We start from the raw sequence: 7,942 nt of genomic DNA on the forward strand, positions 1-7,942 counted from the left end.
AATGGGTATCCAATCCAAAGTTGAAGTACATACGGAATGGGGGATTGTATCTGCCCGCCAGGCTGGTAGAAACCATGCGAAGGACCTGGGGTTTGGCAGTGTAGACCAGGCACGTATTACGACAGCTATATCAGAACTTGCAAGGAACATTTACCTTTATGCGGAAAAGGGAGAAATCATCATTGAACCAGTTGAAGAAGTTCAAAGCAACGGCATGAAGCGTGGTTTGCGGATTACAGCAAAAGACCAGGGACCTGGAATCAATAACATCAGGCAAGTGATGGAGGATGGGTTCACTACATCCGGAGGTTTAGGAGCTGGCCTGCCTGGTGTAAAACGCTTAATGGATGAATTCGAGATTGATTCACAATCTGGACAGGGAACCACCATTAGTGCGATTAAGTGGCTCCGTTAAAGGGAGGATCAATGTTGGCTGATTCATATGCGATATTGGAAGATCAATATAAAAAATACTTAATAAGTATTTACAGGAAAAAGATGAACAGGGGCTGTATCACGCCCAGCAGTTCAGCAAGAAGGTGATGGAAAATCAAATCTCGCCTGAAGAAATGGTCAGTCTTCATCTTGAAATCATCGAAGATTTGTTTCCGAACCTTCCTGCTGGAGCAAGAGATTCATTTGAATTTCTTCTAGAAGTTATGATCGGATATGGCCTTGCTTACCGGGAGCACCAGAGCCTGCGCGACAGACAAAAGGAACTGGAAGCTGAAATTAATGTTGCGGCTAATATGCAGCAGACGCTTTTGCCAAAGGAAGTTCCTTATATAGATTCTTTAGACATTGGCGTCATTAGTGTGCCTGCTTCTAAAATGAGCGGGGACTACTATCATTTTGTCAAAGATGAAAATGGCTGCCTTGGGGTTGCTATTGCGGACATCATTGGCAAAGGTGTGCCTGCTGCTTTATGTATGTCTATGATTAAGTATGCAATGGACAGTTTACCGGAACAGCGCTTGCAGCCCGGGGCATTACTGGAAAATTTAAACCGTGTAGTTGAACAGAACGTAGCGGCTAATATGTTTATTACTATGATGTACGGGTCCTACGATCCTCGTGTACATCACTTTTATTATTCAGGGGCCGGACATGAGCCTGGATTTTATTACAATGCTAAAAATGACTCGTTTGAGGAACTCTATGCGAAAGGTCTTGTGCTTGGAGTAACCCGAGAAGCAAATTTCCGGGAATACCATAAAAAAGTAGAAGTCGGCGACTTTGTTGTTTTGCTTTCTGATGGTGTTACAGAGTGCAGAACAGATGAAGGCTTCATCGAGAGGGAAGAAATTACAAATTTGATCCGGCAATATAGTCATATGCAGCTCAAGAGATGGTTAACAACGTATTTTATCAACTTGAAAAGCTTCAAGGCTTTCAATTGAGGGATGATTTTTCTCTGATTATTATTAGAAGAAAGGTTTAACGTTTTATCATGAAGGGTAATATTCATATGAGTATGGCCTTTTTGCCATTATTTCTAACCTGCATAATATACTGTTAAAACAAGGACTCGCCTCTTTCTACAAAGATGGCGAGCCTTATAAATAGGAGGATGGAATAATGAATCTTGATATCCAAAAGAAAGAAGTTGACAATAATTTTCACCTTTACCTTTCTGGTGAAATTGATGCGTATACAGCTCCGACGTTGCGTGAAGCTCTTGTACCTTTAACAGAGGAAGAGGGCAAGACAGTTACTGTAGATTTATCTGGAATAGATTACATCGATAGTACTGGATTAGGAATTTTTGTTGGTGCTTTAAAATCATCTCATGCAAATGACAGCAGCTTGAAGCTGGTCGGTCTTAATGAACGTGTTTACCGAATTTTTCCATCACTGGTCTTGATGAGGTTATGGACATCGACGAGGAAAAAAGGGAGGAAGCAAAGAAATGAAGAAAGCCTCAGATTACATTGAAATGAAGGTGCCTGCTAAACCAGAATATGTGGGAGTTATTCGATTAACCGTTTCCGGTCTCGCTAATCGAATGGGCTATACCTATGATGATATCGAAGACATAAAAATTGCCGTGGCAGAAGCATGTACAAACGTCGTGGATCACGCCTACAAAGAAGGCGGAGAAATGATGCTTATCTGTTCGGCTGAAGAGGATCGTATTGAGTTCATCGTATCAGATCAGGGACAAAGCTTCAGCGTAGAGGATCTGAAGAAGCAGCTAGGCCCCATTGACGCTACAAAACCAGTAGGGGAATTAAAAGAAGGGGGGCTCGGCCTTTTCCTAATTGATACATTGATGGACAAGGTAGAAATTAGCGGGGAAGACGGCGTCGCAATTGTTATGACAAAGTTCCTTCAAAGAGATGGGGTGGAACAGAATGTCGACGGAATCACAACCTCAGCAGACGTACAGCGACAATAATGCACCTGGGAAAGAAGTTGAAAAGGACGAAGTCTATAAGTGGATAGAAGAATTTCAGGAAAATCCCACAGAAGAAATACAAACAAAACTGGTTCGGAAGTTCGAGCCTTTAGTGCAGTCACTGGCCCGTAAATTTTCCAGAGGCCAAGAACATGACGAAGACTTGTACCAGGTTGGAATGATCGGCCTGCTCGCAGCTTTAAGGCGGTTTGACGATTCTTACAAACGAAGCTTTGAATCTTTTGCTGTTCCTACCATTGTTGGGGAGATCAAACGATTTATCCGGGATAAAACATGGAGCGTCCATGTCCCCAGAAGAATAAAGGAACTCGGCCCGAGAATAAAGAAAGCTGTAGAGGAATTAACTAATGATTTGCAGCGTTCTCCTCGTGTTGAAGAAATAGCAGGGTACCTTGATGTAAGCGAAGAAGAAGTTTTGGAAACCATGGAAATGGGTAAAAGTTATCAAGCGCTTTCCGTCGATCGCTCCATTGAAGCAGATCAGGAGGGGAGTGCGGTCACTCTGCTTGACCTGGTTGGTTCACAGGAAGAGGGCTATGAGCAAACTGATCAACAGCTGCTGTTAGAGAAAGCTTTTACAGTGTTAACAGAAAGAGAAAAGGAAATATTAAAGTGCACGTACTTTGAAAATTTAAGCCAAAAAGAAACGGGAGAGCGTTTAGGGATTTCCCAGATGCATGTTTCTCGATTGCAGCGCAGAGCTTTACAGAAGTTAAGGGAATCCATTCGTGTAGAGCCATCGGAGTGTCTATAAATGATCGAAAACAAACAACTGACAAAAGTTGACTTAGCTACTTTCCAGAAAGGGAAAAGCGGTAATTTGCGTTGTGGGGATGCTTTTGTCACCATCGAGACTGATGAATATTTCCTTTGTGCCGTCGCTGATGGACTGGGAAGTGGCGAAGGTGCCTACCGTTCAGCTATGATAGCTATGGACATCGTTGAGAAGCACCATACTGACCCGGTCCCATCCCTTTTAGAGCAGTGCAATCAAGCACTTATGCATGAAAGAGGAGTAGTCATCACGATATTGAAGATTATGTACCAGACGAATGAAATCGTTTATGGGAATATAGGGAACATTGGCTGTATGCTATTTACCCATGATGGACAAGCTCTTCGCCCAATTCCTGCTCCAGGCTATCTTTCCGGCAGAAAGTTTCAATACAGGATGGAGCATTTTCCTTACCGGAAAGGGTTTTCGTTTATTCTTCATTCAGATGGAGCGACATTTACTACAGATCAGCAGCGCTGGCTTCGTCAAATGAAGAACCCCGAAGAAGTAGTATCGCGTATGGCAGAAACAGCAAAGAACTCAAACGATGACGTTACTATAGTAGTCGGGCAAGTCAGATAAAGAGTCCTCCAAGGGGGCTCTTTTTTTGTTGGTTTTGGAAAAAACGGTCTCACGTTTTTCCACACTCCTTTCCGTGTTATAGTGAAAAAGAACAATACCTTTTAGAAGTGTACGGGAGGAAATTGAATGAATGCAGCGGAACAGCAGCAATTACTTCTGGAAAAGATATCGGAAGATCTTACCATTTCACAAAAGATAATCAATAATGTTATTCAATTATTAGAAGAAGGAAACACCGTTCCTTTTATTGCCAGGTACAGAAAAGAGATGACAAGCGGAGCTGATGAAGTCCGTATTCGTGATATCCAGGAATCTTGGAATTATGGGCAGCAGCTCCTGGCTCGAAAACAAGAAGTGACGCGATTAATTGAAGAGCAGGGGAAGCTGACACCAGAATTAAAATCGGATATCGAACATGCCGAGAAGCTTCAAATGATCGAAGACTTGTATCGTCCTTTTCGCCAAAAAAGGCGCACAAGAGCAACGAAAGCAAAGGAAAAGGGGCTGGAGCCACTGGCCGAGTGGATTTATTCCCTGCCAAAGAAGGGGACCTTCACGAGGAAGCTAATAAGTACATTGACACCGAAAAAGAAGTCCGAACAGGCGAAGAAGCTCTTCAAGGCGCAAATGATGTTATTGCAGAATGGATAGCTGATGAGCCGTCTATACGGCAGGAATTAAGAGAATTAACTTATCAAAAGGGAAAGCTTCGGTCTTACTTAAAAAACAAGGAAAAAGATGAACAAGAGATTTATGGAATATATTATGAATATGAAGAATCATTAAAAAAGGTCCCTTCTCACAGAATTCTTGCTATGAACCGAGGGGAAAAGGAAGAAGCGTTAAAGCTGAGTGTGGTGTTTTCGGAAGACACAGCTTTTTCTCGAATGGAAAAGAAAATCATTAAGCGCCACGGCTCGGTTACAGTCTCATTTATTCAATCTGCCATACAGGATGCTTATAAACGGTTGATTGCCCCTGCCATTGAAAGAGAAGTTCGGAAAGAACTGACAGAAAAAGCAGAAGAACAAGCTATTCATATCTTCTCTGAGAACCTGAAAAACTTATTGCTTCAGCCTCCAATGAAAGGAAAAGTAGTGTTGGGGGTAGACCCGGCTTACCGTACAGGGTGTAAGCTGGCTGTTATAGATGAAACAGGGAAAGTGCTGGCAGTTGAAGTGGTTTACCCGACTCCTCCGAGAAAACAGGTTGAAAAGTCAAAGAGTGTGATTAACCAGCTGATTGATGAACACAATATTGAAGTTATTGTTATTGGCAATGGAACAGCGTCCCGGGAAACGGAAGAATTTATAGCGGAGTTAATCACTGAACATACAAGGGACATTTCTTATTTAATTATTAGTGAGGCGGGAGCAGTGTGTATTCAGCCTCAGAGCTTGGAAGGGAAGAATTTCCTCACTTAGAGGTGGAAGAGAGAAGTGCTGCGTCCATTGCCCGACGCCTTCAAGACCCGTTAGCTGAATTGGTGAAAATTGACCCGAAATCTGTGGGGGTAGGACAGTATCAGCATGATGTCAGTCAAGGGAAACTGAATGATTCACTGACCTTTGTAGTGGAAACGGCGGTAAACCAGGTCGGCGTTAACGTTAATACCGCCTCGCCGAGTTTACTTCAATATGTATCGGGCCTTTCAAAAACAGTGGCTAACAACATTGTTAAACAAAGAGATGAGAATGGAAGGTTTATGGACCGTAAAGAATTGAAGAAAATCCCTCGTTTAGGCTCCAAAACCTATGAACAGGCGATTGGGTTCCTCAGAATTACAGAAGGGAAAAATCCTTTGGATAAAACTTCAATTCATCCTGAAAGTTACAAAGTAACAGAGCAGCTAATTCGTGAAGTTGGAGGAACGATTGAGGACGTAGGGTCTCCAGCCTTAATAGAAAAGGTGCGAGGGATAAATGCCAGCCAATATGCAAAAGAGCTTGGAGTGGGGGAGCCGACGTTAAAGGACATCTTAGATGCGCTTGCCAGACCGAACAGAGATCCCAGAGACGATCTTCCAAGGCCAGTATTAAAAAAAGGAATAATGAGCTTAGAAGACCTGACCAAGGGTATGGAGCTCCAGGGAACAGTAAGGAATGTTGTTGACTTCGGAGCATTTGTGGATATTGGAGTAAAAGAAGACGGTTTGGTTCACATTTCCAAAATGTCTAATCGGTATGTTAAGCACCCTATGGAAATTGTCTCAGTGGGGGATGTGGTCACTGTCTGGGTTGAAAGTGTCGACCATAAAAAGGGAAGGATCTCTTTAACCATGATAGTGGCAGAAAAGCAAACAAGTTAGCGGAAGGCAGATCCTTATTCCTGGGTCTGCTTTTTCTTATATTTAAACCAGCATTGGTTTAGCAATTTAATTTCATAAATGTTCTTTTGGTAATAAGCGCGCTCAATTTGGCGCTTGAACCAGTCCGGCATTTACTCACCTCCTTTCAGCAGCTGAGAAGAGAAAACCTATTTAGGTTTTTATATCCTATGATAAACTGTTTGTCAGAGTTGATAAATTTTAAGGGAGGGGGCGTTTTGAACAACGGACAATTGCAAGAGCTCACAGAAAAAGTCTCACTAGAAAGCTTTAAGAAACCCTTTCTTCACCAAGCCGTATTTAATTACAGATTAAAAACGACAGGTGGACGCTATTTATTACAAAGCCACAATATTGAGATTAACCCAAAGCATTATACGCATTTTGGTGATAAAGAGCTTATTGGTATATTGAAGCACGAGCTTTGTCATTACCACCTTCATATAGAAGGGCGAGGGTACAAACATAAGGACAGGGAGTTTAAGGAACTCCTTTTGAACGTCGGTGGTGCTCGTCACTGCAGTACTTTGCCAAGTGATGGGGATACACGCTTAAAACTGCTATATGAATGCTTGGAGTGTCAGACGCAGTTTTCGAGACAACGAAGAATTAACCTTGAAAAGTATGTTTGTGGGAAATGCAAAGGGAAGTTGAAAAAAGTTGAAAAATAGGTTGACGTAATTCACGGTGCTGTGTTAAATTATAAAAGTCGCCGAAAGACAAGCGGCAACTACAAACTAAAAACAAACCAAAAACAAATCAAAAAGTTATTGACATCATTCATCAGCTGATGTACAATATAAATTGTCGCCAAAAACGACAAAGCGAGGTAAATGATGAATATTCCACAGTAGCTCAGTGGTAGAGCTATCGGCTGTTAACCGATCGGTCGCAGGTTCGAATCCTGCCTGTGGAGCCATTGGAGAAGTACCCAAGTGGCTGAAGGGGCTCCCCTGCTAAGGGAGTAGGTCGTGTAAGCGGCGCGAGGGTTCAAATCCCTCCTTCTCCGCCATGAATAACTGGCCCGTTGGTCAAGTGGTTAAGACACCGCCCTTTCACGGCGGTAACACGGGTTCGAATCCCGTACGGGTCACCACTTATTTGGAGGATTAGCTCAGCTGGGAGAGCACCTGCCTTACAAGCAGGGGGTCGGCAGTTCGATCCTGTCATCCTCCACCATCTATATTATTGACTATTGAGCTGGGCCTGTGGTGTAGCGGTTAACATGCCTGCCTGTCACGCAGGAGATCGCGGGTTCGATCCCCGTCAGGCCCGCCATTTATAAATATTATATACTGTTATCTTTGGGCTATAGCCAAGCGGTAAGGCAGCGGATTTTGATTCCGTCATGCGCTGGTTCGAATCCAGCTAGCCCAGCCACTGATTATTGCGGGTGTGGCGGAATTGGCAGACGCGCTAGACTTAGGATCTAGTGTCTTTATGACGTGGGGGTTCAAGTCCCTTCACCCGCACCATTTACTTTCACAAAACGATAACGATTTTGTGCGGTTGTGGCGGAATGGCAGACGCGCTAGGTTGAGGGCCTAGTGGGAGTTAAATCCCGTGGAGGTTCAAGTCCTCTCAACCGCACCATATATAATTATAATAGCACAAGCGCCCGTAGCTCAATTGGATAGAGCGTCTGACTACGGATCAGAAGGTTAGGGGTTCGACTCCTCTCGGGCGCGCCATTGTCGGGAAGTAGCTCAGCTTGGTAGAGCACTTGGTTTGGGACCAAGGGGTCGCAGGTTCGAATCCTGTCTTCCCGACCATCTTTTGCGGGTGTAGTTTAGTGGTAAAACCTCAGCCTTCCAAGCTGATGTCGTGGGTTCGATTCCCA

The 7,942-nt window shown here is 43.6% G+C and carries 7 protein-coding genes, 10 tRNA genes and 2 pseudogenes; 18 read left to right on the top strand and 1 reads right to left on the bottom strand.

Going from position 1 to position 7,942, the window contains the following annotated elements:
- The first annotated feature begins 1 nt into the window (after position 1).
- The 7 genes and pseudogenes from JCM19033_RS12695 (at position 2) to JCM19033_RS12725 (ending at position 6,084) form a co-directional block, all read left to right on the top strand.
- A complete protein-coding gene (locus JCM19033_RS12695; RefSeq protein ID WP_054636571.1) occupies positions 2 to 415 on the top strand; it encodes an anti-sigma regulatory factor in 414 nt (137 codons plus the stop codon).
- An 11-nt stretch (positions 416 to 426) separates the two neighbouring features.
- A pseudogene (locus JCM19033_RS12700) lies at positions 427 to 1,441 on the top strand (PP2C family protein-serine/threonine phosphatase).
- Between the two features lie 137 nt (positions 1,442 to 1,578).
- On the top strand, positions 1,579 to 1,935 hold the full coding sequence (locus tag JCM19033_RS12705; RefSeq protein ID WP_306301340.1) for an STAS domain-containing protein: 357 nt from the start codon (positions 1,579 to 1,581) through the stop codon (positions 1,933 to 1,935).
- Positions 1,910 to 2,398 (top strand): anti-sigma B factor RsbW, encoded by a 489-nt coding sequence (gene rsbW / locus JCM19033_RS12710; protein WP_054636572.1) that lies wholly within the window; start codon positions 1,910 to 1,912, stop codon positions 2,396 to 2,398. Before JCM19033_RS12705 ends, rsbW begins: the two co-directional genes overlap by 26 nt.
- A complete protein-coding gene (gene sigB / locus JCM19033_RS12715; protein WP_054636573.1) occupies positions 2,355 to 3,173 on the top strand; it encodes an RNA polymerase sigma factor SigB in 819 nt (272 codons plus the stop codon). Before rsbW ends, sigB begins: the two co-directional genes overlap by 44 nt.
- Positions 3,174 to 3,776: a PP2C family serine/threonine-protein phosphatase gene (locus JCM19033_RS12720; RefSeq protein ID WP_054636574.1), complete on the top strand. Its 603-nt coding sequence runs from the start codon at positions 3,174 to 3,176 to the stop codon at positions 3,774 to 3,776.
- Between the two features lie 126 nt (positions 3,777 to 3,902).
- Positions 3,903 to 6,084 (top strand): annotated as a pseudogene (locus tag JCM19033_RS12725) (Tex family protein).
- Positions 6,085 to 6,098: 14 nt separating this feature from the next.
- On the opposite strand, the gene cmpA reads toward JCM19033_RS12725, so the two are convergent.
- Positions 6,099 to 6,215, bottom strand: coding sequence for a cortex morphogenetic protein CmpA (gene cmpA, locus JCM19033_RS23505; protein WP_157049861.1), 117 nt, complete (start codon positions 6,213 to 6,215; stop codon positions 6,099 to 6,101).
- Positions 6,216 to 6,320: 105 nt separating this feature from the next.
- Between cmpA and JCM19033_RS12730 the strand changes: the two genes are divergently transcribed.
- The 11 genes from JCM19033_RS12730 (at position 6,321) to JCM19033_RS12780 (ending at position 7,874) form a co-directional block, all read left to right on the top strand.
- The gene (locus JCM19033_RS12730; protein WP_054636575.1) at positions 6,321 to 6,773 is read left to right on the top strand and encodes a SprT family protein; all 453 of its coding nucleotides are present in this window, start codon (positions 6,321 to 6,323) and stop codon (positions 6,771 to 6,773) included.
- A 173-nt stretch (positions 6,774 to 6,946) separates the two neighbouring features.
- A tRNA-Asn gene (locus tag JCM19033_RS12735) sits at positions 6,947 to 7,021 on the top strand.
- A gap of 2 nt (positions 7,022 to 7,023) precedes the next feature.
- Positions 7,024 to 7,114 (top strand) — tRNA-Ser (locus tag JCM19033_RS12740).
- Positions 7,115 to 7,123: 9 nt separating this feature from the next.
- Positions 7,124 to 7,198: transfer RNA gene (locus JCM19033_RS12745), tRNA-Glu, on the top strand.
- A 7-nt stretch (positions 7,199 to 7,205) separates the two neighbouring features.
- Positions 7,206 to 7,281: transfer RNA gene (locus JCM19033_RS12750), tRNA-Val, on the top strand.
- A gap of 23 nt (positions 7,282 to 7,304) precedes the next feature.
- Positions 7,305 to 7,380 (top strand) — tRNA-Asp (locus JCM19033_RS12755).
- Positions 7,381 to 7,407: 27 nt separating this feature from the next.
- Positions 7,408 to 7,482, top strand: a tRNA-Gln gene (locus tag JCM19033_RS12760).
- 9 nt (positions 7,483 to 7,491) lie between these two features.
- Positions 7,492 to 7,577, top strand: a tRNA-Leu gene (locus tag JCM19033_RS12765).
- 30 nt (positions 7,578 to 7,607) lie between these two features.
- Positions 7,608 to 7,695, top strand: a tRNA-Leu gene (locus JCM19033_RS12770).
- A gap of 21 nt (positions 7,696 to 7,716) precedes the next feature.
- Positions 7,717 to 7,793 (top strand) — tRNA-Arg (locus tag JCM19033_RS12775).
- A gap of 4 nt (positions 7,794 to 7,797) precedes the next feature.
- A tRNA-Pro gene (locus tag JCM19033_RS12780) sits at positions 7,798 to 7,874 on the top strand.
- Positions 7,875 to 7,942 lie beyond the last annotated feature (68 nt).

The organism is Thalassobacillus sp. C254 (assembly GCF_001310615.1).